This window comes from Actinobacillus pleuropneumoniae, assembly GCF_003290385.1.
In the GTDB taxonomy this organism is placed as follows: domain Bacteria; phylum Pseudomonadota; class Gammaproteobacteria; order Enterobacterales; family Pasteurellaceae; genus Actinobacillus; species Actinobacillus lignieresii.
The window spans coordinates 945,512-970,788 of sequence record NZ_CP030753.1; the positions used below are offsets into that span (position 1 = coordinate 945,512).

17 protein-coding genes and 2 tRNA genes are annotated in these 25,277 nt (G+C 41.1%); 7 read left to right on the forward strand and 12 right to left on the reverse strand.

Annotation, left to right across the window (positions count from 1 at the left end):
- Nucleotides 1–17: 17 nt before the first annotated feature.
- The gene (locus DRF63_RS04330) at nucleotides 18–1,862 is read right to left on the reverse strand and encodes a site-specific DNA-methyltransferase (RefSeq protein ID WP_005597274.1); all 1,845 of its coding nucleotides are present in this window, start codon (nucleotides 1,860–1,862) and stop codon (nucleotides 18–20) included.
- A 209-nt stretch (nucleotides 1,863–2,071) separates the two neighbouring features.
- On the opposite strand from DRF63_RS04330, the gene cmoB reads away from it, so the two are divergent.
- Both cmoB and DRF63_RS04340 read left to right on the forward strand, forming a co-directional pair.
- Nucleotides 2,072–3,034: a tRNA 5-methoxyuridine(34)/uridine 5-oxyacetic acid(34) synthase CmoB gene (gene cmoB, locus DRF63_RS04335; protein ID WP_005597275.1), complete on the forward strand. Its 963-nt coding sequence runs from the start codon at nucleotides 2,072–2,074 to the stop codon at nucleotides 3,032–3,034.
- Nucleotides 3,035–3,179: 145 nt separating this feature from the next.
- Nucleotides 3,180–3,515 (forward strand): hypothetical protein, encoded by a 336-nt coding sequence (locus DRF63_RS04340; RefSeq protein WP_009875481.1) that lies wholly within the window; start codon nucleotides 3,180–3,182, stop codon nucleotides 3,513–3,515.
- A 66-nt stretch (nucleotides 3,516–3,581) separates the two neighbouring features.
- Here the strand turns inward: DRF63_RS04340 and mltA are convergent, their stop codons facing one another.
- Nucleotides 3,582–4,679, reverse strand: a complete 1,098-nt coding sequence (gene mltA, locus DRF63_RS04345) for a murein transglycosylase A (RefSeq protein WP_005597277.1) — start codon at nucleotides 4,677–4,679, stop codon at nucleotides 3,582–3,584.
- A 204-nt stretch (nucleotides 4,680–4,883) separates the two neighbouring features.
- On the opposite strand from mltA, the gene DRF63_RS04350 reads away from it, so the two are divergent.
- From DRF63_RS04350 to DRF63_RS04360, 3 genes are all read left to right on the forward strand, one after another.
- Nucleotides 4,884–4,960: transfer RNA gene (locus DRF63_RS04350), tRNA-Met, on the forward strand.
- Between the two features lie 34 nt (nucleotides 4,961–4,994).
- Nucleotides 4,995–6,548 (forward strand): exodeoxyribonuclease VII large subunit, encoded by a 1,554-nt coding sequence (gene xseA, locus DRF63_RS04355; RefSeq protein WP_005597278.1) that lies wholly within the window; start codon nucleotides 4,995–4,997, stop codon nucleotides 6,546–6,548.
- A 249-nt stretch (nucleotides 6,549–6,797) separates the two neighbouring features.
- Nucleotides 6,798–6,883, forward strand: a tRNA-Leu gene (locus DRF63_RS04360).
- A gap of 40 nt (nucleotides 6,884–6,923) precedes the next feature.
- Here DRF63_RS04360 and uraH read toward each other — a convergent pair.
- Nucleotides 6,924–7,337: a hydroxyisourate hydrolase gene (gene uraH / locus DRF63_RS04365; RefSeq protein ID WP_005597279.1), complete on the reverse strand. Its 414-nt coding sequence runs from the start codon at nucleotides 7,335–7,337 to the stop codon at nucleotides 6,924–6,926.
- 198 nt (nucleotides 7,338–7,535) lie between these two features.
- On the opposite strand from uraH, the gene purR reads away from it, so the two are divergent.
- Together purR and DRF63_RS04375 are read left to right on the forward strand one after the other, a co-directional pair.
- Nucleotides 7,536–8,546 (forward strand): HTH-type transcriptional repressor PurR, encoded by a 1,011-nt coding sequence (purR, locus tag DRF63_RS04370; RefSeq protein WP_005597280.1) that lies wholly within the window; start codon nucleotides 7,536–7,538, stop codon nucleotides 8,544–8,546.
- A gap of 22 nt (nucleotides 8,547–8,568) precedes the next feature.
- The gene (locus DRF63_RS04375; protein WP_005597281.1) at nucleotides 8,569–9,171 is read left to right on the forward strand and encodes a DedA family protein; all 603 of its coding nucleotides are present in this window, start codon (nucleotides 8,569–8,571) and stop codon (nucleotides 9,169–9,171) included.
- A 99-nt stretch (nucleotides 9,172–9,270) separates the two neighbouring features.
- Here the strand turns inward: DRF63_RS04375 and gyrB are convergent, their stop codons facing one another.
- From gyrB to tamA, 9 genes are all read right to left on the reverse strand, one after another.
- Nucleotides 9,271–11,703 carry a DNA topoisomerase (ATP-hydrolyzing) subunit B gene (gyrB, locus tag DRF63_RS04380; protein ID WP_005597283.1) on the reverse strand — a complete coding sequence of 811 codons (2,433 nt, stop codon included), beginning with the start codon at nucleotides 11,701–11,703 and terminating at the stop codon, nucleotides 9,271–9,273.
- A gap of 211 nt (nucleotides 11,704–11,914) precedes the next feature.
- Nucleotides 11,915–12,796, reverse strand: coding sequence for a 4-hydroxybenzoate octaprenyltransferase (gene ubiA / locus DRF63_RS04385; RefSeq protein WP_005597285.1), 882 nt, complete (start codon nucleotides 12,794–12,796; stop codon nucleotides 11,915–11,917).
- Entirely contained in the window at nucleotides 12,796–13,557 is a 762-nt protein-coding gene (locus DRF63_RS04390) for a DeoR/GlpR family transcriptional regulator (RefSeq protein WP_005597287.1), read from the reverse strand. Before DRF63_RS04390 ends, ubiA begins: the two co-directional genes overlap by 1 nt.
- 67 nt (nucleotides 13,558–13,624) lie before the next feature.
- On the reverse strand, nucleotides 13,625–14,992 hold the full coding sequence (gene purB, locus DRF63_RS04395; RefSeq protein WP_012262977.1) for an adenylosuccinate lyase: 1,368 nt from the start codon (nucleotides 14,990–14,992) through the stop codon (nucleotides 13,625–13,627).
- A 56-nt stretch (nucleotides 14,993–15,048) separates the two neighbouring features.
- Complete coding sequence (gene hflD, locus DRF63_RS04400; RefSeq protein ID WP_005597292.1) at nucleotides 15,049–15,681, reverse strand: high frequency lysogenization protein HflD; 633 nt, start codon at nucleotides 15,679–15,681, stop codon at nucleotides 15,049–15,051.
- A 164-nt stretch (nucleotides 15,682–15,845) separates the two neighbouring features.
- On the reverse strand, nucleotides 15,846–17,513 hold the full coding sequence (cydC, locus tag DRF63_RS04405; protein WP_005597294.1) for a heme ABC transporter ATP-binding protein/permease CydC: 1,668 nt from the start codon (nucleotides 17,511–17,513) through the stop codon (nucleotides 15,846–15,848).
- 10 nt (nucleotides 17,514–17,523) lie between these two features.
- Nucleotides 17,524–19,266, reverse strand: a complete 1,743-nt coding sequence (cydD, locus tag DRF63_RS04410) for a heme ABC transporter permease/ATP-binding protein CydD (RefSeq protein WP_005597296.1) — start codon at nucleotides 19,264–19,266, stop codon at nucleotides 17,524–17,526.
- A gap of 159 nt (nucleotides 19,267–19,425) precedes the next feature.
- Nucleotides 19,426–23,385, reverse strand: a complete 3,960-nt coding sequence (gene tamB, locus DRF63_RS04415; protein ID WP_005597300.1) for an autotransporter assembly complex protein TamB — start codon at nucleotides 23,383–23,385, stop codon at nucleotides 19,426–19,428.
- A 60-nt stretch (nucleotides 23,386–23,445) separates the two neighbouring features.
- Nucleotides 23,446–25,272 carry an autotransporter assembly complex protein TamA gene (gene tamA, locus DRF63_RS04420; RefSeq protein WP_005597302.1) on the reverse strand — a complete coding sequence of 609 codons (1,827 nt, stop codon included), beginning with the start codon at nucleotides 25,270–25,272 and terminating at the stop codon, nucleotides 23,446–23,448.
- Nucleotides 25,273–25,277 lie beyond the last annotated feature (5 nt).

The window sequence follows — 25,277 nt, forward strand, 5'->3', positions numbered from 1 at the left end:
TAAAGAGGGGTTTTAATTTAAATCACAAAAAATGCAATATTCGCATCTTTCATCTGCAATTCGGCATTTTTTTTCAATGCGTCATTGCCAGCAAACGATCTAATGCCACCACTTTTTGCGGTTGTACATTTGATAACACTATCAAGCAAATTCTCATCGATATGCTCCAATAAAATGGCATAGTGCTGTGATTTTTCATCTTCAATCCAAAATATGTTGTTTTCATAACGCACATTACAGGTTAGTTTCAGCCCCAAACGTAACAGAATTTCATACAGCATTGCTTGCAGTTCGGTATTTTCTTTAACGTTGTCGATAAACATTTCTAATTGTTCCGCAAGGCTTTCTGCTGTGGGCGATTGCCACTGTTTAAAATGACTGTCGGTTAATTTAAACACCTTAAGTCCTACATCAAGCGGTCGATTTTCCTCATTTTTTTGCAAAATTTGCGAGCCCGCTCGGCGAATACGTTCTTTGGTAATTTCGGCAATAGTTGCAGGAACCCCTAAATTTAAACAAAATTCAACGGCTTCTTTTTGATCTTCATTATCTACATTTAATGATTCAGCTAATTGAACACTTATAAATGTATTCTTTTTACCTTCTGCTAAATTAGTCTCTAATATCGCATGAGCAGTGGAACCACTCCCACTAAAAAAATCCAAGATAATATCCGCCCTCCCCGTAAACCAACGAATAAAATCACTTAACATTGGTAATGGTTTAGGATTATTAAATACTGTTGCATTCATCAACTCTTTTAAATTGTCTGTATGTAAACTGCTCATACCATATTTAGGTAATAAGGTAGGAGGAGTTATTGATGTTCTCTCTTTTCTACATTTCAACTTTCCTGTTGATGAAAAATAGAACTCAATAACCTTTTGACCTTTAGTGTCATAAACTTCATTTCCTGCAAAAAACTCTGTCATTTGTTTCTTCTGTGTCCAACCTGCAGATAATGTAACTTCTTCTAGGGTTCTGCCATTTATTGCCCTAAAGCATCCTTTAACAACAGTAACTTTTTCACTATCTCCAAAAGTTCCTTTTAGTTCTACACCATCTTTTGCTTCAAATTTTACTCCAGCAGGAAATGTAAATTCACTTTCAGGATTAGATTTAGAGATTTTCTTTATTGCTCCAGCATCAATAACACCTGTCCCACCTTTAATATTCTTATGATTATTTATATTCTTAGCATAAAGTAAAACGTATTCATGATATGTCTTGAATAGCCCTTGCTGTTGAGAATGCTGCTTATCCCAAATAAGTTCTGCCACAAAATTTTCCTCCCCAAACACTTCATCGCACAATAATTTCAGCTGTGCTTGTTCGTTATCATCAATGGAGATAAAAATCACACCGTCATCTTTGAGCAAATTACGGGCAAGGTGTAAACGAGGGAGCATCATATTTAGCCAGTTGCTATGGAAATGCCCATTCTCTTTGGCATTTTTGCGGAAGGCTTTTTTGAGAAAGCCATCTTCGCCTATTTCGCCAGTTTGAGCCTGATAATCTGTTTGGTTTTGGGCGAAATTGTCGTTATAAACGAAGTCATTTCCCGTGTTATAAGGTGGGTCAATGTAGATCATTTTGATCGAATTGAAATAGGATTTTTGCAACGCTTTCAATACTTCAAGATTTTCTCCCTCAATAAAGATATTTTGCGTTTGCTCGAAATCTACGCTCTCTTCTACACAAGGTGTAAGCGTTTTTTGCGTAGGAATTTGTAATTGCTGATACGCCTGCGATTTGCCTGCCCAGTTGAGATGATAGCGGTCAGGCTTAGTAGAAATGTTGCCAGAGAAAAGTTGTTGGAACTTATCAAAATCAATTTTGCCCTCGCTAAAAATTTCAGGCAAGAGTGCTTTTAATTGAAAAAGTTGTTGATCTTTAAGCGAAAAGTTGGCAAGGCTGTGCTGTTAGGCATTATGATGTCCCTTTGAAAAAATTCAAGGGGCTTATTCTACAAATCTTATCATTTTAAACAAAGAGTAAGCGGTTAAATTTTTAGATTTTTTTGCAAATTTTGCTAGAATGTCGGCTTTATTTTAATGACACAAAAATTTCTATGATTGACTTTCGTCCTTTTTATCAACAAATCGCAACAACGAATCTGTCCGCTTGGCTGGAAACTTTGCCTTTACAATTAAAACAATGGGAAAAAACCACACATGGTGATTATGCCAAATGGGCAAAAATTGTCGATTTTATGCCAAATTCGACCGCTTGTATTAATTTGAAAGATAAGGTGGAATCTATTCCGCACTCACCACTTTCCATTGGTGAGGCCAAACAACTTACTCATCACTTAAAACAGCTGATGCCTTGGCGTAAAGGGCCTTATCATTTGCACGGAATTCATATTGATACCGAATGGCGTTCCGATTTTAAATGGGATCGTGTCCTTCCGCACCTTGCTCCGCTGAAAGACCGTACTATTTTAGATGTCGGTTGTGGTAGCGGTTATCATATGTGGCGTATGGTCGGTGAAGGCGCAAAAATGGTAGTTGGAATTGACCCAACTGAACTATTCCTTTGCCAATTTGAAGTGGTACGCAAATTACTTGGCAATGACCGCCGTGCAAATTTAATTCCGCTTGGTATTGAGCAAATGCAACCGTTAGCCGCTTTTGATACGGTTTTCTCAATGGGCGTGCTTTATCACCGTAAATCACCGTTAGATCATCTTTCACAACTTAAAGCGCAACTGGTGAAAGGTGGTGAATTGGTATTAGAAACGCTAGTGATTGATGGCGATGTGAATACTTGTCTTGTTCCAGCCGATCGCTATGCGAAGATGAAAAACGTTTATTTCATTCCGTCGATCGATTGCCTGATTAACTGGTTGGAAAAAGTTGGTTTCAAAAATGTCCGCTGTGTTGATCAAGCAGTTACAACATTAGAAGAACAGCGTAAAACCGATTGGTTGGAAAATGAAAGTTTGGTCGATTTCCTCGATCCAAATGATCATAGTAAAACCATTGAAGGCTATCCTGCACCGAAACGTGCAGTAATTTTAGCCAACGCCTAACACATATACCTATCTGCTAAAGCCTCACATTGCTGAGGCTTATTCTTTTGAACTAAATCAAACTCGTTCCAATTTACCCCATTTTTTGTATATCCCCCTATTTTCGTCAGTTTTAAAATTTTAAAAAACGAATGGAGTATAAATTATGTCGAACCCTTTTACTGTCGCTTGGAGTCGTAAACAACAAGTTATGTGCTTAGGTCATTGGATTATTCATTACAATGGTCGAGAACTTACCCTGCCTAAAGACCGTCAAGATAAAGATATGGGCACAAAAGGGATTTATAACTATATGGATCCGGATGATGAGCTTTACTTAGAAGGATTGGATGAAGATGATTGGATTGTAGAAAATATTGAATGGCTAAGCGATTGGTTTATCGAACAAGAGATTCCGTTAGAAGAAGAGATTATTCGCTATTTCTACCAAGCAGTAAATAAAGAAGACTGGCGATGCGGCAGTTGCGGAGGCTGTATCTAGAAGCTAACAAGCGGTCAAAATTTGCAAATCTTTTGCAAAAATCAACCGCTTGTGTACGATGAGTAATTAGTTTAATACCCAAACACGTCCGTAGTGTTTCATTAAACCAGCTTTATGACCAGCCTCATCACCGATACCTTGGTATAAATCAAAGTGATGACCTTTTACCGCACCGCCGACATCTAACGCTACCATTAAACGTAATTCGTGTTTGCCCGTCCAGTTACCGGCACGATCGATTAACGGTGTTTCAACCAATAACACGCTGCCTGACGGTACAAGGCTTTTATCGGAAGCGACTGACGCCAATGCGACTAACGGTACGCCTGCCGAACCTTTTACTTGACCGGTCGGATCATTTTTAAAGAAAACGTAAGACGGGTTACGTTCTAATAAGCCTTGTACACGATGCGGATTACGTTCTCCCCATTCACGAATCGCTTGAATAGACATTTTCTCTTTTGGAATTTCACCGTCTTCAACTAATAAACGACCGACACTCGCATATTTAAAGCCGTTTTGACCTGCATAAGCGAAATAATTTAAACGACCGTCACCGAAATCAACATAACCGCTCCCTTGCACGCCAAGTAAGAAGTTATCCAACATTGAATCACTATAAGCGAGTTCTAAACCTTTACCTTCTAACGCACCGTCATAAATTTGCGAACGGGTAAAGCGTTTCTGACTTGGCATTGCATAAATCGGGTGTTGATATTGACCTTGAGGCGTACGGCGTGCATGAATAACCGGAGAATAGTAACCGGTCATTAACACGTTTTGGAAACCGTCTTCACCACGCATTTGTAGCGCGTGAATATTGTAACGGGCTAAATCCGATACCTTACCGCCTGAAGCGATCCATGAGGAAACTTTACCGTAAGTGCCTGCATAACGGCCGGTAATACCGCCGGCATACGCGCGTACATTATTTAACTGTTTTAAGAAATCTTGGAAATTAACAATCGATCCGTTTGCCGCCACTCTCGGAGTGCTGACAAAATTATGCGGAATATACTGACGACCTTTATATACCGCACCAAACTTCGCGTGTTCCGCCTGATAATCACTCTGTCCTTTGCTTACTCTATCCGAAGAACAACTTGCAACTAAAAGTGCGACGGCAGTCACCGCCGCCCACTGTTTATACGCCTTCCAATTCATAAAAAACCTTAGAAATTTAATTGATGAGAAAAGTGATTAGCCTATCAAAATTCATGCTAAAACGATACTAAATTTTGAACCTTTACACAGACTACACTTACGATATTTTATGCTATTTCTGTTTCAAATTCAGTCAAACAAATTCATTTCCGGAAATTATGCTTGCAATGAAATGAAAAAAAAGTATTATACATCACATCCAGACGCGGGGTGGAGCAGCTTGGTAGCTCGTCGGGCTCATAACCCGAAGGTCGTCGGTTCAAATCCGGCCCCCGCAACCAAAATTCCTAGCCCTCGATAATATCGAGGGCTTTTTTGTATTTGCAAAAAATAACTGAAAATTTACCGCTTGCACCTTATCTTCCTTTACCAGTAAACTTTCCTAAAATCTTCGGCAACTTTCTAGATATGAATAATATTCTTACCATCACGCAACTTAACTATTCGGTACGCAATCTGCTTGAAACGGAATTAGGGCAAGTTTGGCTTACCGGTGAAATTTCCAATTTTAGCCAACCCGTTTCCGGACATTGGTATCTCACCCTTAAAGACGAAAACGCCCAAGTGCGTGGTGCGATGTTCAGAATGAAAAACCAACGAGTCACTTTCCGTCCGCAAAACGGTATGCAAGTGCTGGTACGTGCGAGTGTCAGTTTATATGAGCCGCGTGGCGACTATCAAATCATTATTGAAAGTATGCAGCCTGCCGGTGACGGCTTATTACAGCAACAGTTTGAACAGCTGAAAATGAAACTGGCCGCCCAAGGACTTTTTGCACAAGAGAAGAAAAAAGCCATTCCGCCTTTTGCTAAGCGAGTCGGTATTATTACCTCTTCAAGCGGTGCGGCATTACAGGATATTCTGAATATTTTAAAACGCCGTGACCCGAGTCTGGCGATCATTATTTATCCGACTCTAGTACAAGGTAAAGAAGCGACGCAAGATATTGTAAATACGATTGATTTAGCCAATCGCCGCCGAGAATGCGATGTGTTAATTGTCGGTCGTGGCGGCGGTTCGCTAGAGGACTTATGGTGTTTTAATGAAGAAGCTGTCGCTCACGCCATTTTCCGTTCGGATATTCCGATTATCAGTGCAGTAGGTCACGAAACCGATGTGACGATTGCCGATTTTGTTGCAGATTTAAGAGCGCCAACCCCCTCTGCCGCAGCAGAATTGGTTAGCCGAGATCAACAAGAGTTAGTACGTCAGTTACAACATCAATTTGACAAATTAAGCCTTGCTTTTGACCGCTTGTGGACGGAGAAACAAACATATTTCGAACGTTTAAAACTACGTTTAAATGCGCAGCATCCTGCTCGTCAGGTTCAAATGCAGCAGCAACGATTAGCTCAATTTAGCTATCGCTTAGAAAATGCGATACATAAAACTTATTTAACCGAAAAACAGAAACTCGAACAATTATTGCTACGCTTAACCAATCAGCATCCGCAACGTCAGTTACAACAGCAACAAATGCAATTAAAGCAAGCAGAATATCGTCTGGCGCAAGCGATAGAACAAACCTTAATCCGCAAACAAAACCAGTGGAAACATATTGTCGAACAAGTGAAACGTAATCCGTTGCCATACTATGTAGAAAAGAAAAATCAGCAGTATGCGCAATTAGCACAACGACTTCAGTTTGCGATTGAAAAGAAATTAACCAAAGAACAGCAAGCATTTCAGGAACTTTGCACGAGAATAGACGGTTTAAGTCCGCTAAAAATTCTAGCGAGAGGCTATTCCGTGACACAAACCTCTAAAGGCGAAATCTTGCGTTCAACCGAAAATCTTAAGGTAGGCACGCAAATCACCACTAAACTTTCGCAAGGCGAAATCGTGAGCGAAATCATTAAAATCAATTGATTAAAATACAAACAAACCTAATCAATTTGCTTTTTTCTTTTTCAAATCAAGAAGTTAATCATTTATACTCTATATTGTTCACGAAGTTATCCACAATTAATGTGAATAACTTCGTGAGTTTTGATTGCAAAAGTGTTGCTTTTTACGGCAAACAATGATTCTCTGCTTTTTATTCCTTGCGCAAGCGGTCTAATTTACCTATAATCTTACCCAACCTAGTTCTTAGGTTATTCAAAATCACACACCTTTGCCAGTGTGGCGAAATCGGTAGACGCAGCGGATTCAAAATCCGCCGTTGAATAAACGTGTCGGTTCGAGTCCGACCACTGGCACCATTAAAACTTTTCTTATTCGATATTCATTAATCTTAGCATATTAACTTCCTCTATAAGTCGAGTAACCATAAGGCGATAAAGTGATCGGAACATGGTAATGCGAACTATCGTTCAATTCAAATGAGACTTCAACAAAAGGGTAAAAACTTTGTTCCTGCAGACGATTAAAATAATCTTTTACCTGAAATTTCAGCTTATAAACACCCTTGTTATTTAAACCTTCTCGAATCGGTAGAAATGCTGTAATTCGCCCGTTTGCATCGGTAGCTTCTTTCGCAATTTGTTGCCAGTTCCCGTTTTCGTTATTAAGTTTGTAAAGTTCAACTTGGACATCCGCAGCAGGCTTTCCTTTGTTAATATCCAAAATATGAGTACTTAATTGATAAGGGCTAGCAGCACAAACGGAAGCGGTAAACATTGCAATCCCTCCGATAATATAACGATTTAAATTCATTTTTCCTCCTGATAATGAAATTCATCGTTTCATTAGACTTATACTAATAAATTAACTTTCATTTATTCTGCCTACAGTTGCTTGTCTTATCTTTAATCTCCCTATTCTTTACATATTTATTTGCAGAATTTCCTCTCTTAGCCGATTAATTTTCGTTATAATAAGAGATTATTTTGATATTAAAAAGAGAACAAAATTATGGCTACAATTAAAGACGTTGCTAAATTAGCCGGTGTTTCGACCACCACCGTTTCACATGTAATCAATAAAACCCGTTTTGTAGCAGAAGATACCAGTAAGGCTGTATGGGATGCAATCCAACAATTAAATTATTCCCCGAGTGCCGTTGCTCGCAGCTTAAAAGTCAATACCACTAAATCCATCGGAATGATCATCACGACCAGCGAAGCGCCTTATTTTGCCGAAATCGTATTAGCCGTAGAAGAACATTGCTATCAACAAGGCTATTCTCTTTTCTTATGCAATACCCAAAACGAGCCGGAAAAAATCCAAAACCATTTGGATATGTTAATTAAAAAACGAGTGGACGGCGTATTGGTAATGTGTTCCGAATATACTCGAGATTCTTTAGAACTATTCAACGGTACAAATATCCCGATGGTGGTAATGGATTGGGGTAAAGCCGATGATCATAGCGATCGTATTTTGGATAATAGCTTTGAAGGAGGATACTTAGCTACCCAACATTTAATTGAAAACGGTCATAAAGATATCGGCGTTATCGCCGGTCACCTAAGCAAAACCCTTTCCAAAGAACGTTACGAAGGTTTCTTAAAAGCGATGCACGAAGCAAATTTACCTGTGCGCCAAGAATGGATTTATGAAGGCGACTTCGAACCGGAAAGCGGTTTTGAGCAAATGAATAATTTATTACGTTTGGAAAAATTACCGACGGCGATTTTTTGTTTCAGTGATACGATTGCATTAGGCGCCATTTCGGCATTAAGTGAAAAAGGGTTGTCTGTACCGAGCGATATGTCAATTATCGGATACGATAATATTCATTCGTCGCGCTTTTATTCTCCGCCGCTTACGACGATCCACCAATCGAAATCACGTTTAGGCGTAAAAGCGCTCAATATTTTACTTGAACGAATTAAAATAGATAAAACCCAATATCAACCTCAAACGATTGAGTTTCACCCCGAGTTAGTCTTACGTCGTTCTGTGAGAAACCTAAATAAATAATCCGTTTATAGAAGGAGTAAATATGGAATTCTTAATCAGCTTTTTCAGTAGCTATGGCTATTGGGCTGTATTTTTGGTTTTGTTGGCTTGTGGCTTCGGCGTACCGATTCCGGAAGATATTACTTTGGTTTCCGGCGGCGTGATTTCAGGCTTAGGCTATACCAATGTACATTGGATGTTAGTCGTCAGTATGCTCGGCGTACTCATCGGCGATAGTACGATGTATTGGCTCGGACGTATTTACGGCGAAAGAATTCGCCAGTTTCCGCTAATTCGTAATATTGTGACCGAAGAACGTTACCAAATGGTGCAGGAACGTTTTGAAAAACAAGGCAACCGTTTATTATTCTTAGCGCGTTTTTTACCGGGATTACGTGCGGTGGTGTATCTGGTATCCGGTATTACTCGCCGTGTAAGTTATACTCGTTTCGTGTTGGTTGATTTCTGTGCGGCAATTATTTCCGTACCGATTTGGGTCTATTTAGGCGATTACGGCGCACAAAACCTCGATTGGCTACACGAACAAGTAAAAAACGGACAGCATATTATTTTTGCCGGTTTAGGTGTGATTGCCATCTATGTAGGCTGGAAATGGCGTAAATCTCGTAAAAATAAACAAGCTTAATTTGATGAAAAAGACCACTTACACAAGCGGTCTTTTTTTACATAAAATGCCAAAACAAACCCCAAAGCAAAATACTTTGGGGTTTTTATTTAGCTTAGATTAAATATCTAACTGAGCATATAACGCATTGCTTTCGATAAAGTCGCGACGAGGTTCAACTTCATCGCCCATTAAGGTACTAAACAATTTGTCTGCCGCAATCGCATCGGTGATATTTACTTGTAACATCTTACGTGCAACCGGATCCATTGTAGTTTCCCATAATTGCTCCGGATTCATCTCGCCTAATCCTTTATAGCGTTGAATGGTTAAGCCTTTACGAGATTCACGCACTAACCAATCTAACGCTTCGGCAAAGCTGCTCACTTCTTGGCGACGTTCACCGCGCATTACATAAGCACTTGGTGATAATAGGTCGTTTAACTCGTTACCTAATGCGGTAATTTTGGCGTATTCGTTACTGCTGATAAAGTTAAAATCAAGACGATAAGTCGTATCCATACCGTGAGTCGTTACCACAATTTCCGGCTCATATACTTGACGCTCGGTATTGAAGAAAACTTCACTACGGTAGAAACTACCGCCGGTTTCTTTTTCCATTAACTTCGCCACAAACTGCTCATTCCAAGCGGTCACTTTTGCCTGAACTTTTGCAAATTCAGCCGATAACGCCGGGCTATAAATTAATTCGTTTAATAACGCCACCGGATAACGGCGACTTAAGCGATCAAATAATTTTTGCACGCCGTTATATTGTGAAATGAGACTTTCAAGTGCCACACCGCTTAATGCCGGCGCGCCTTCACTCACAAATAAACCTGCACCTTCCAAAGCAATATCAATTTCATATTGCGACATTTCGTCGTTATCTTGAATATAACGCTCTTGTTTACCTTTTTTCACTTTATAAAGCGGCGGTTGAGCGATATAAACATAACCGTTCTCAATCAATTCCGGCATTTGGCGGTAGAAGAAAGTTAATAACAAGGTACGAATATGCGCACCGTCCACGTCCGCATCGGTCATAATAATGATTTTGTGATAACGTAATTTCTCAATATTGTAATCATCACGACCGATACCGGTGCCTAATGCAGTAATCAAGGTTGCGACTTCTTGCGAAGAAAGCATTTTATCGAAACGTGCTTTTTCAACGTTTAAGATTTTACCTTTTAACGGCAGAATCGCTTGGTTTTTACGATCACGACCTTGTTTTGCCGAACCGCCCGCAGAGTCACCCTCCACTAAGTAAAGTTCCGACAACGCTGGGTCTTTTTCTTGGCAGTCCGCTAATTTACCCGGTAAGCCGCCTAAATCCAGCGCACCTTTACGACGTGTCATTTCACGCGCTTTACGTGCTGCTTCACGCGCTCGTGCCGCATCAATAATTTTGGTGACAATATTTTTCGCATCGTCCGGATTTTCCGCTAAGTATTCGGATAACGCTTCGTTCATTGAACTTTCCACCGCTCCACGCACTTCCGATGACACTAACTTATCTTTCGTTTGTGATGAGAATTTCGGATCCGGTACTTTGACCGAAATTACCGCAACCAAACCTTCACGCGCATCATCCCCTGACGCATCAATATTCGCATCCGCTTTCTTCACTACACCGCTGTTATCCATATAGTTTTTTAATGCGCGGGTTAATGCACCACGGAAACCGGCTAAGTGCGTACCACCATCACGTTGCGGAATATTATTAGTAAAACAGTAAACATTTTCGTTATAACTGTCGTTCCACTGTAATGACACTTCAACACCGATACCGTCTTTCTCGGTTGAAAGATAAAACGGCGTGTTATGAATATGGGTTTTACCTTCGTTTAAATACTCAACGTACGCTTTAATACCGCCTTCATATTTGAAATGTTCTTCTTTGCCGTCACGTTCGTCAATTAATCGAATTGATACGCCCGAGTTTAAGAAAGAAAGCTCACGTAAACGTTTTGACAGAATTTTATATTCGAATTCGGTTTTATTTTTGAAGATATCTAAGCTTGGCCAGAAACGCACCATCGTACCGGTTTTGTCGGTATCGCCGATAACGGTTAATGGCGCATCCGGCTCGCCTAAACTATAAAATTGCTCGTGAACATGACCTTCTCGACGAATGGTTAATTGTAATTTTGATGAAAGCGCATTTACCACCGATACGCCCACACCGTGTAAACCGCCCGATACTTTATAGGAGTTATCGTCAAATTTACCGCCGGCGTGCAATACCGTCATAATCACTTCCGCTGCCGATACGCCTTCTTCCGGGTGAATACCGACCGGGATACCGCGGCCGTCATCTTGTACGGAAACCGAATTATCCGAATGAATGGTTATGATAATATCTTTACAGTGTCCCGCTAACGCTTCATCGATCGCATTATCTACAACTTCAAACACCATATGGTGTAAACCTGTGCCATCATCGGTATCACCGATATACATACCCGGACGTTTACGTACCGCATCTAAGCCTCGTAAGACTTTAATGCTCGAAGAATCATAACTATTTGTTTGATTTTGTTCAGACATTCGTTATTCCTATACTTTATGAAATGGAAAAGGCTTTATTCTTAAATAAATTTAAAGCCAAAAATTATTGAGATTATAGCAGAAAAATGCGGAAAAGTATTGAAAACAAGCGGTTAAAAAAGGAGGGAAATTTGTAAACTTAGGAAATCAAAAAGCGGCTAACTTTTCTTGGCAAAAATCTCAGAAAATTCAACCGCTTACTCTTTTTGCATTAAGCATAGATGCCGACTAAAATCGCAAAAAACACACCTAAACCGAAATAGTGATTATTCAAAAACGCTTTAAAACATTGCTCTCTGACTCGCTGTTTGGTCAGCCAACATTGATGGCTAAACAAACTTGCGCTCAAGCCGAGCACGACAAAATAACCCCAATGATATTGACTTATCCAACCAAAAATAACTAATAGCACTAACGTAATAAATTGCAATAAGGCGATAATTTTATTGTCGTATTGCGCAAACAAAATCGCAGTGGATTTTACCCCGATACGCAGATCATCGTCACGATCAACCATCGCATATTGCGTATCATAAGCAACCGTCCAAAAAATATTGGCGAAAAATAACAACCAACACTCCAACGGCAACGATTCGCTTACCGCACCATACGCCATCGGGATCGCCCAACCGAACGCCATGCCTAATACCACTTGCGGTAAATGGGTAAAGCGTTTCATAAACGGATAAATAATCGCTAACGCGACCGCAACAAACGACAGTAAAAAAGTATATCGGTTAAGCAATAAGTCCAAAACAAAAGCGATACACAACAATAATACGAACAGTATTTTTGCTTCCGCCGTCGTCACCCGCCCGGTGGCAAGCGGGCGCTGTGAGGTACGTTTTACTTCACCGTCAATATGGCGATCGGCATAATCGTTAATCACACAGCCGGCGGCACGCATAACGATTACGCCTAACACGAAAATCACTAACACGGACAACGGCGGCATACCGCCTGCGGCGGCAAATAACGCCCATAATGTCGGGTAAAGCAAAAGTAAAGTTCCAATCGGCTTATCAAAGCGCATTAATTGTGCATACGCCAGCCATTTATTCCGAGAAAAATGTTGTTGAAAAAAAGTTGTCATTAATTACCGCAGATTTGTACTGCTACTTTGGTTGAAACTAATCGTTGCTGTAATTCTAAAGGTAACGGCAAATCTGTAAACAAATAATTCACTTCGGTAATATCGCCTAAACGCACAATTGCGCTACGACTGAATTTTGAATGATCGGTTACCAAAATCACTTGGCGGGAACTCTGCATCAAAGCGCGTTTCACTTGCACTTCGTGGTAATCGTAATCGAGCATTGAGCCGTCACTATCGATCGCACTAATGCCCAAAATACCGAAATCCAAGCGGAATTGGCTGATAAAATTCACCGTTGCTTCACCGATTAAACCGCCGTCGGTACGCAAATTACCACCGGCTACCGTAATATGGAAATCTTCCTTCTGCATTAAAATATGTGCGGCATTCAGATTATTGGTCACAATACGCAAATTTTGATGCGATAACAGTGCATAAGCCACAGCTTCAGAGGTTGTACCGATATCTAAGAATAATGAAGCACCGTTCGGGATCATTGCCGCTACGTGGCGCGCAATTTCATTTTTTTGTTCCGAAAAAAACTGTTTACGTTCGGTATAATCGCTGTTTTCGCTGTTAGACGGCATACCCGCACCACCGTGATGGCGGCGAATCAAATTCTTTTCGGCTAATTCGTTTAAATCACGGCGAATCGTTTGAGAACTGACATCTAATTGGGCAACTAATTCTTCCGTACTGACATAACCTAACTGATTAACCAGTTCGATAATTTTATTGTGACGAATAGATTGTTTCATTTACTTATTCCTCCGCAAAGTTTTCAAAAAAATGACCGCTTACCAGCGGTCATTTTTAACTTAAATTTTACAATTTTTCAACAAGTTCTACCGCATAACCGATATAACTTGCCGGCGTCATCTCTTTTAAGCGCACTTTTTCTTCCGCCGGAATCTCAAGTTTCTCGATAAACTCTCGCATCACCGCTTCATCGACACGTTTACCGCGAGTTAATTCTTTCAGTTTCTCGTATGGTTTTTCGATACCGTAACGGCGCATTACCGTTTGAATCGGCTCTGCTAATACTTCCCAGTTTTGATTTAACTCGTCACGTAAATGTTGTTCGTTTACTTCCAACTTACTTACGCCTTTTAAGGTTGCCGCATAAGCGATTAAGCAATAACCTAAACCTACGCCTAAATTACGTAATACGGTTGAATCGGTTAAGTCGCGCTGCCAACGAGAAATCGGTAGTTTTTGACCTAAATGGTTCATTACCGCATTCGCTAAGCCAAGGTTACCTTCCGAGTTTTCAAAGTCGATCGGGTTCACTTTGTGCGGCATGGTGGACGAACCGATTTCACCGGCAATCGTGCGTTGTTTGAAGTGATTTAATGCAATATAGCCCCACATATCACGGTCAAAATCAATTACGATCGTATTAAAACGTGCCACACAATCAAAGAATTCCGCAATGTAATCGTGCGGTTCAATTTGTGTGGTGTACGGGTTCCAAGTTACGCCTAACGATTCTACAAACTCTTGGCTGAAAGTATGCCAATCCACATCAGGATAAGCGGACAAATGCGCATTGTAGTTACCCACCGCACCGTTGATTTTCGCTAAGATCTCTAAGTTTTCAAGTTGTTTGTATTGGCGTTTAAGACGATACGCCACGTTTGCCATCTCTTTACCGATGGTTGTCGGGCTTGCCGGCTGACCGTGCGTACGAGAAAGTAACGGAATATGTTGATAACGTTTTGCCAGTTCCACCACCGCATCAATTACTTTTTTCCATTCTGGTAATAGTACTTCTTCACGTGCCGTTTTTAGCATTAGTGCGTGTGAAGTATTGTTAATATCTTCCGAGGTACAAGCAAAGTGGATAAATTCGTTTACCGCTTGTAATTCAGGTAACGCTTCACATTTTTCTTTTAAGAAATATTCAACGGCTTTTACATCATGGTTCGTGGTACGTTCAATCGTTTTGATGCGGTTTGCATCTTCAATTGAGAAATTTGCTACGATCTGATTTAAGTAATCGTTTACTTTTTCAGAAAAAGCTGGAACTTCTTTGATTTGTGCCTGAGAAGCCAATTTTTGTAACCAACGAACCTCTACCGTGACACGGAATTTTAGTAAACCGAATTCACTAAAAATCGGACGTAATGCGGCAGCTTTGTCTTGGTAACGACCATCGATTGGGGATAATGCTGTTAAAGCGGTAAGTTCCATTGTTTTCTCCAAATAAATAAATGTTCGGAACAAGTTCTCCATTACGGAGAACTTGTTTAAATACTTTTGTAAAACTGTTGTGCCTGATTAAGAATCTTTCTACGGGAAAATAAGAATTGCCAGCGAGTTCCGCCGACTTGTTGCCATAAAATACCGGCTCGAATACCAGCTAATAGACTGGCTCGGATTTTTTGCTGAATATCCGGACGCACCAGATAATCTTGTAAACCTAATACGTGAATTTTTGAACCGAGTGGGCTAATCACATCGCTATAAATCGCAGCTAAATTCGCAATCATTTGATCCGCCATAATATCATTTTCATAGAGCGGTAATTGACGTTCGATTTGCTGTAAACGCTCTGCCAATTTTGCTTTGGCTTCAGGATTTTTATTTAGCTTTTGACTTAAGGCGAGTACATTAATCCAATAACGGCCAATTTCGGTATCTAATTTACCGTTTGGGCTACCCATTTGTGCTTGAACCGTTTCCAAGCCTAGTTTTAAATTGGCTAACTGACCGTCAAAAACCGCTAAGGTCGAATCCGGCTGAGTAACGAGTAAACTTTTAATTGAATTTGCAAAAATCTCACGATCTGCGGAACCTTTGTGAGCAAATTGTTGAACTAAACTAACCGCTTGGCAAACACCTGCAAAAGCAATCGTAATATCGTGATAATTGGTAGCCATAAATCCAAAATAAATGAAATGATTAAGAAAAGATAAAATCAAAAATTGATTGTCAATATAACACTTTTTTGTTTATTTTTGAATGAAAAAACAAGAAATTTATTGTTGAAAAGAATAGAAAAGACGCCAACGTAACCGTTTGCGTCCTTTTAAAGCGTATTGGCTTAATTAATAAATTTACCGTTGTCCATTCGATAGACTTTATCGAATTTATCCAAGCCGTGTAAGCGATGAGTAATCATTAATAGGGTTCGATTTTGACAATGAGTCAAAATTAACGTCAAAATTTGTTGCTCGGTTTCACGATCCAAACCTTCGGTCGGTTCGTCCAATAACACGATTTCCGCTTGGCTTAGTAATAAACGCGCCAAACCTAATCGGCGTTGTTCACCACCGGAAAGCGGACGACCGCCCTCTCCCAACCATAAATCCAAACCTTGTTCGTCTAGCAAATAAGATAATCCCACTTGATTTAACACCGTAATTAACCGGGAGTCCGTCGCCTGCGCATCACCGAATAATAAATTATCTCGCAAACTACTGTTAAAAATATGCACTCGCTGACTTAACGTCACGATATGCTGACGTAACACGGGTTCCGCATAATCGGCAATATTGCAAGCATTTAGACGAATTTGACCGCTTGTCGGGTCATAATTACGATTAAGTAATTGGAAAATAGTACTCTTACCGCTACCCGTTTTACCTAAAATCGCCACTTTTTGTCCGGCACAAATTTCAAATGAAATATTTTGTAACACCGGATCAATCCGATTCGGATAGGTAAACGTCACGTTTTCAAATTGGACAAGCGGTCTGTTTTGCTCGATTTTTTGCCAATCGTTTTTACTGCCGAAACTGACCGACGGCTGTTGTTCGGTAATTTCATTTAAGCGTTCTGCCGCAGTAATCACTTGTCCTAAATGTAAAAAAGCCAAGCCAATCGGCATTAAAATTTCCGCCGATGCCATTACACAAAAAACCACAAGTGCAATCAACGCTTCCGGATATTCGGCGGAAGGTACGTTAATTGCGGTGGACGCTAAATAAATCACCACACATACTAAAATCCCGTTTGAGAAAATCAGCAAGGCGTTGGATAGCCCCGTCAATCGGCTTTCTTTACTCTGTGCATTAAGCCATTCTTTTTCCGTTTGATTCAGTTTGTTAGTTGCTTGCCCCACCACATCGAATAATAAAAACTCAGCATGCATTTGGATCCATTCAATAAATTGACTGCGATAATTTGCTCGCGCTTGTATAACGATTGCACCGGATTTTCGCCCTAAACGATAAAACAACATAGGGAAAATAATCAGTAATACGGTTAGCGATCCGCAAATAACTAAAGCAAGCAATGGAGAAACAAAAGTTAAACCGATGCCCATAAATACAATGAGCATAATCGCACTGACAAACGGAGACATTAGATTTAGATATAACGTATCTAAAGTATCGACATCCGCGACTAAACGGTTAAGCAACTCACTGTTTCTAAAACGATTTAAACCTCTCGGGCTAAGCGGAATCAGCTTACGAAATACGGTAACGCGTAAATTAGCCAATACTCGGAATGTGGCATCATGCGTCACCAAACGCTCAAAATAACGTGAGATCGTCCGTCCGATTGCTAAGCCTCTTACGCCTGACGACGGATAAAAGAAATTAAAAATAATTGCCGAACCGGCTAAAAAGGATGCGGATAAAAACCAACCGGATAAACTTAATAAACCGATACTTGCGGTTAAACCTGCTATTGCTAATACAATACCCAATAATAAACGTCCCCAATGGGTACGATAAAGAGAGAGGAAAGGAAAAATTGATTTCATGTATCACCTATCAGTATTGCTGCAATTCTGCAAAATAACCTTCTTTTTCAACCGCTTCAAAACGCCCTTTTTGTACGATCTCGCCTTGTTTCATCACCCAAATTTCATCACATTGTTTAAGATCTTCAATACGGTGCGTAATCATTAAGGTGGTTTGCGTTTGGCTTAAATGTTGCAATGCGCTTAATACTTGTTGTTCGGATTGCATATCCAAGCTGGCGGTCGGCTCATCTAGCAAAAGCAATTCATAATCTCGTAGCAATGCACGGGCAATCGCAATACGCTGTGCCTGTCCGCCGGAAATCCCGGCATTCGCATCTTGCACTTGGCTGTCTAAACCTAAACGATAAACGAATTCGTCCGCTTTGGATAAAGCCAACGCTTGTTTGAGATCAGATTCGGTCGCATTCGGATTACCTAATAAGATGTTTTCGCGCAGCGAACCTTTAATCAACTGCGGATTCTGCCCGACCCATGCCAGTTTTCGGCGATATTGCGCTAAATTCAATTCACGTAGTTCGACACCGTTTACCGTGACCGAACCTTGATAAGGTAAGAATCCCAATAACATATTCATTAACGAGCTTTTACCCGCACCGCTTTGTCCGACTAGCGCAATATGTTGTCGAGCGGCAAGAGTAAAGTTTAACGGTTTGGTTAAGACTTTACCTTGCGGCGAAAGAATTACACAATCTTTCGCGGTAATTACAAGCGGTTGATTCGGCAAATCTTTTTGCAAATCGGTTTGTGCTTGTGTAACTTGTTGATTTAAAAATTTTTCAATATCGTCCGCCGCACCGATTGCCGCCGCTTTATCGTGATAAAACACGCCTAATTCACGTAGCGGTTGATAAAACTCCGGTGCCAACATTAAACAGAAGAACCCGATAAACAGACTCACTCCCGTGCCGTAATACCCGAAATCCAACTCGCCCAAATAAATAAAGCCGAAATAAACCGCCATGACCGCAATCGATACCGCAGTAAAAAATTCCAATACCGCCGAGGAAAGAAACGCCATTTTCAGCACGTCCATCGTACTTACACGAAATTCTTCGGTACTTTGATAAATTTGCTCGGTCTGCTTATTCGCCTGACCGAACAAACGAATAGTTTCCAAACCTCTTAATTTATCCAAAAATTGACCGCTAATTCGAGAAAGTACCCCGATATTACGCTGGTTCGCTTCCACCGCTTTAATGCCGGCTAACGCCATAAACAGCGGCAATAACGGTAAGGTTGCAAATAAAATAAGCCCCGCCGCCCAGTTAATCGGAAATACGAAACAGAGAATAATCATCGGCACTAACAACGATAAAAATTGTTGCGGCAAATAACGCGCGTAGAAATTATGTAGGTTTTCCACTTGTTCCAACATTAATGTCGCCCAGCTTCCCGCCGGCTTTTGTTGCATACTCATCGGTCCGATTTCAGACAGTTTTGCCATAATTTGTTCACGTAAATGTAAACGCAACGTCTGACCCGCCTTAAATCCGGTGCGCTCGCGTAGCCAAGTCAGCAACGCACGTCCGCTAAAACAAACAAATAACAAGCCAAGCTCTAATAAGAAAGTTTGCGGACTTTGATGTTCGATAATCATTTTATGTAACATCGTTGCCAATAATGCCATTTGTCCGATCATTAATACGGCACTCAAGCTACCGAGCAAGACATTGAGGTACATCCACTTCTTAATGATTTTTTGCTGTCCTCGAAGCCACTTTTGCAACTGCTTTTGTCGTTGTTTTTCCATGTTTAATCAATTTCTGTTTAATTTGAGATAACGCTTTGAATTAAATTGGATTTTAACACGATATTTGTCGTTTTTGGGGGAGGTTGATCGAAAAAATAAGCGGTCCGTTTTGCCAAAAAATTCACAAAACGAACCGCTTGCTCAAAATAGTTGATAAAATTACTCAAACATTTCATCAAATTCAAAACGATACATTAAATCCACCGCTTGATTTACGCTGGAAACCCATTGTAAATACAGTCTCGGCGCAAGATTGTAACGTAACGTTAATTCGGTAAGTGCGGCAAAGATCCCGACACCGTATTTTACTTTAAACTTAGGCGTTAAACTCGCACTCACTTCCACTTTCGTATTATTGCCTATACCGGCGGTCGTTACGTTTAAATCTTTCAAACCGAACGTACTACCTACCGCTCCGACGGTTTTACTGCTTTTCGATAAGCTCATACTGATTAATGCCGCCGCCATAGAATTGCTCGATCCGGCATCACCGCTATTATCTAACGAGCGACCGGTCAGCACATGCGAAAGCGCTTCATTTTGCGACATCGCCGGTTCGGAAAATACTTTTACCTCCGGACTATCCGCCAAACCGATCACTTTTACCCCTGCGGTGATACTCGGATCTTCCATTGCTTCCGGATTACGAATCGCTTCAATATTTAAGGAAGGTTGTGACGGAAGTCCGGCAAAACTGATTACCCCTTTACGAATCAGTAAGTCTTGACCGAATGAGGAATAACGACCGTTTTTCAAATTGACTTGCCCGTATAAACCAAGCCCTTGTTTGCCTTGGCGTACCGCAATCGTACCGTTTAGGTGGCTTTTCAAACCGTAAGCATTAATACTGACGTCATCGCCGATATGAATATTGATATTTGCCTTTATCGCCATACCGCCTGCGGTTTTCTCCGGGATCTGACGCTGAGCCAACGGAATTTTTTGTTTTACCGAACCGTCCATAATCACTTCATCGCCGCTCACGCTTACCGCACTTTCCGGCAAGGACTCCACCGCAATTCGCGCCCAAGGAATATCGATATTACCGCCTAAAACAAGCTCGTTCGGCATTGCGGTTACCTCAATATTCGGGCTAAATTCGACTTTTGCCATATTCGGCACGTTTACGCGGAAGCGATGCGCTTGAGCGTGTACTCTGGTTTTCCACGCATCTAAACGTCGCCAATCGGCATCGCCGTCTAAACGCAATTCACTTTCCGTGGTTTGCACCCGACCGGAAAGCGTTGAAGTCGCACCGTGGAAATTTAACGCTAAATGACCGTCGGTAACGTCAAACGGCATTGCACTCGCTTTCGCCCGTAACTCGCTAAGATTTAACGTGCCATTTAATAACGGTGCGGCTACTGTGCCACCGACTGACAAACGCGCATTGATATTACCAGCAACCGATTCACCTCCGGTTAATAACGGTTTAATCAGTTTAAGCGTCAGTTGATCAATATAAATACTGCCGGATAATTTGCGTGTATTCGCCACATCATTCATCACAAGATCGGTAGTCAGGCGACCGTTATTTTCCACTTTAATATCGGTTTTTAATTTCAGATTATTATCCGCTAAATTCGCATTCACTTTGACCGGACTTAACGTCAACGGGAAGCTGTTGCCGCCATCAAGTTTTTGTACCAATTTCAATGTTTTTGAATCAAGCTCAACATTCACTTGCGGCTGTTTGTTTTTAAACCAAGCCGCATCGCCTTTTACATTGATAATACCGGCTAATTGCGTATTTTGATCCAAAAATTCTTGAATTGTCGCCAAGTTAAATTGCTTGATTTCAAACGGTACTTTACCTTCTTGACCGGCATTAAACGCTTGCGGGAAACACAAATTAATTTTTGGATTATTCCAACAATGGGCAGAAACATTCGCATTGACTTGCTTGTTATCGTAGCTAACATTTACCGCTTGGTTGGTTTTAAACGACCCGAAATCTTTGCTCTCAATCGCAACTTGGCTTAATTGACCTCGCCAAACTTGTTGCAAGCGGTCAAATTTTCCGGAAAGTTGTAAATTTGCGCCAATAGGATTTCCTTTCGCACTCAATTTTAAGTTGTGATTCGCTTCGCTACCGCTTACAGCTAAGTCGGCGTTTTCTACCGTTACATCGCCGTATGCCAACTGTGCCAAGCTCACATCCAAATTACCTTGAATCGTTTTCTCGGTATTTACTTTTCCTTTTGCGACTAAGTTTTTTAGACTCAACTGATCATAACTTAAGCTTTTAGCGGTTAAATCCACATCTAAATTCGGCTCGGCCACTTTACCGCTCAACTTGATATTTCCTTGAATATTTGCCGCCAACTTAGGTAATAAACCGGTTAAATTCGGCGCATTAATTTGCGCGGAAAAATCCGACTGATCACTTAAGACGCCTTTCAGGGCAATATTATTTTCGCCGTAAATCAACGTGGCGGAAGGCACGTCCAATAAGGTTTTATGATTGGATTTAATCTCGCCTTTGAGCTGTAAATTTTTTTGCAAAAGCGAACCGTGTAGATCTAAATTCGAAACTTCAACATTCCAATCCGAGCCGTTTTTCCCTCGTCCCGCATAACCTTTCGACTGTAAACCGCCGGAAAGTACCGCCGTCCATTCCGGCGCAAGCGATTTGGTATTGATGGTATTTAGCTCGGTTTTCGCATTCCATGCAACGCCCTTTTCCCAATTCACATTTCCGCTTAGATTTGCTTTACCCTCTAAGGCATTCAGCGCAAGCTGATCAATATTAAATTGGGTAATTTCGCCCTGTCCTTTTAAATGCGCACGGCTCGCCGGAATGCCTATCCCCGTCGCACTCACTTGCGTATCTAATTGATAATTGAGTAAATCTCCGCTGAGTAACAAATCGATTTTTTCTAATTTCAGCGGATCAGAGCCCTTTTCCGGCATAAACGGATAAGAAACCGCATCAGCGGTTAAATGCAGATTAAGCGGTGTTTTCGGCTCGGCAAGTTGAACATTCCCCTTTAAATTTGTTTTCACTGCGCCGCTTGTTTGAATATCGAGCGACGTTTTACCGAATAATTCGCCGTTTAGCGCAATTTTTGCTTGGCTTGCCGGAATTTTTAGATCCGTTAATAATGGCGAATCCGCATTTAACGCCCAATTAAGCGGATAATTTTCCGCGAGAGTCAGTAAACCGTTGCCGTGAATATTACCGCGATCACTTTTAAGCGATAATTGCGATAATTCGACCGCTTGTTGATCCGCCTTGGCTTGCAACAACAACGACGCTACTTTCACAATCGATTGAGCTGTCGTTAGCTTTCCTTCTTTATCTTTTACTTTCCGTTCAATATGAATATTTTTGGCTTCCAATTGCGGAATTGACGCATCTAACGGTAATTTAATCGGCGCTTGTTTGGTCAATAGCGGTTGAGCCAATTTGGCTTTAATTTCCGCCCAATCAATTTCGGAAGCGGTCTGTTTTTCCGATTTTTTTGCAATTTCCTGTGTTTTTTCGACCGCTTGCTCCGCACTTGACGGTGCGAGCGAAAGAGTTAAACCGGCTAATTCGGTCGGTGCTAAATTAACCGCACGCCCTTTACCGAAAATCCCCGAATGAAAATGTGTTAAGGCAATATCCATTTCATCGACTTTGACTTGAATATTATCCAACGCAATATTTTTCACCGCGATGCCTAACGGTAAATTCAGCTCGGTAAAAGGTTCGCGCTCTTTATCCGGCTGAGAAGGCGGTAATTTCACCGTATCAATTTTAACTTCGGTGTCTTTTAGGGCGATATTTTCAACGCAACTTTGCAACTTGAGCAAACAACTCAAATCAAGCTGTAGATCCGCTTGCCCGACCGTTACATCCACTCCGTCCGTAACAAATTTGGTATCGGTTAGAGTTAAACCCTCTTGTAAACTGCCTTTGATGTTACCGACGGTTAATGGTTCGAGAAATTTATCCGCCAGCTCAAAAGCGGTTCGTTGCCCTTTGCCCGTCATTAAAAATAACAGAGGAATTAAAAGCAGGCATAATAGACCGAAACCGATACGGCGCAACCAACGCCATCGACTTTTTTTAGTTATGACGGGAGTTTGCTCCGTTTGAACGCTTTCTACTTGTTGATTATGCTGTTCACTCATGAGTTTTCACCATTTACCTGATACAAAGAAAGCGGATAAATTTATCCGCTTGAATAATATTTATAATTCCGAACCTAAACCGATATAAAATTTTACGCCTTTTTTATTATTCGGCGATCTTACCGGCGTTGCCAAATCCAACTTAATCGCACCGATTGGCGAAGCCCAACGTACGCCGATCCCCGCTCCGGCGTGTAAATCTTTCGTTTCGAATTTATTTGAAGCCAGCCCCGTATCATAAAACAGTGCCGCCCACCAATCCGGATAAAGCTGATATTGATATTCGGCGGTTGCAGTCGCTAGATGAGAACCGCCAATCAACTTACCGTTTTTCGGATCTCTCGGAGAAATATCCTTATAACCGAATCCTCGTATGCTCATATCACCGCCGGCGAAATAACGTAATGCGGGTGGAATACGATAGAAATCTTTAGAATGAATATGACCGACTTCGGCACGTAAGAAGAAACGATGATTCTTAAAATAGGTTCTGATCCAAGTGGTGGATGCTTTCCAACTATAGAAATTTACATCCGAAGCTAACGTTTTTGTCCCCCAGTTCACCGTTAATCTTTGGCTGTCCCCCCAAAGCGGAAAACGATTGCCGTCCGAACGAGTACGATTTAAGGCAGCGGTCGGATAAACTAATAAAGTACGATGCGATTCACCCGCTTGAGTAAAAGAATCGTAACGCGTTTTTATACCGGCGGAAAAAGACCAACCGGTTTCATGCGTCCAAAAACGCTGAAAACCTAAAGTTGCAGCTGTCGATTCGGTATCGTTTTGATCTTCGTTTTCTAACGAACCTGAAAACTGATAATAGTAATGCAGCGGATCTTCACGCAACGGAATATTATAGCCGAACTCAAAACGCTGTTCCGGTGCGGAAATATACGTACGCGATTCAATATTATGACCGCGGCTATTCAGCCAAGGTTTTTTCCAGTTCAACTGAAAACGAGGTCCTACATCGGTTGCAAAACCGATCCCGACTTCTACGTCATTTTTTTTCTTCGGCTGAAATAAAACATTTAAATCGACAACTTTTTGCTCTTCGTTTAAATGCGGCTCAACCAATACTGAAGAAAACCAATTGCTTGACGAATAATCCGAAGTCATTTGCGATAGGTCATTAGCGTAATAATGTTCGCCGGATTTCACTTTTAAAATATTGCGCAGATATTCTTCTTTAATTTGATTATCCGTAAACGTAATTTCACCGTAACGATAACGAACGCCGCTGTCGTAACCTAAACGCCAATCCGCCGAATGATCCTTCGGATAAATTTCTAAGCGATGATATAGCCAGTTTCCGTCAAAATAGCCTTTTTTAAATGCTAAACTTTCAAGATTACTTTTAAAACCGTCATACTGTTCATGATCCAAATCCGTTCCTTGTTTCGGAGCTGAAGCGACCAATTTAGTAAAATCTTCGTCTTTACTCGCCTCACCGCTGATTCGGATATCCGTTTCATCAATCTTGACTTTTTGACTATCCAGCTCGACATTTAACGTCAGTAACGGCTTTTTACCGGCGCGAGGCGTTTGCGCAAATTGATAGCGAGTGTTGTAATACCCTTTGGCACGCAACGCTTTATCTACCGCCGTTTGTACCAGATATTGATGACGTTCCGAACCGTCCGCATATTCTTTTGCGATCTGCCCAAGATAAATTTGGACATTCGCCCAAGCATCTTTATCTTTGTCCGCAATCCCTTTTACTTCCAAATCGACGGCGGCTTCAATCTTTGAATCTTGTACGGCTTCCTCGCTATCTTGCGGTGATTCGAGCGAGTGATTTTCCGGTTGTACGGATTGTTGAGCATTAGCAATATGAGCAAAGGCGCATAAGCAACAAACGGTTAAGAAATGCGGTTTAAAATTCACAATAA